Annotated in this window: 1 protein-coding gene; it reads right to left on the bottom strand. The window is 76.0% G+C overall.

From position 1 onward, the window contains the following. Window positions 1-263 (bottom strand): zinc-binding dehydrogenase (locus AN216_RS00100; protein ID WP_139140798.1); only part of this gene is annotated, 263 nt, incomplete at both ends.

The raw sequence follows: 263 nt of genomic DNA on the forward strand, positions 1-263 counted from the left end.
CCCAGCTCGACGAACCGGCCGCCGGCGGGCAGCAGTCGCAGCGAGGCGTCCACGAACTCCCCGGCCAGCGCGTCGAGCACGACGTCCACCCCGCGCCCTTCGGTGACCGTGTGGAACTCGTCCGCGAAGTCGGTGGTACGGGACGACGCGAGGCGGTCGGCGGGAACGCCCAGGGCGCGCACGGCGGGCCATTTGGCGGGGCTCGCGGTCGCGAGGACCTCCGCGCCCAGGTGTCCGGCGAGCCGCACCGCAGCCGAGCCCAC

The sequence above is a fragment of the Streptomyces oceani genome (assembly GCF_001751245.1).
GTDB lineage: Bacteria > Actinomycetota > Actinomycetes > Streptomycetales > Streptomycetaceae > Streptomyces > Streptomyces oceani.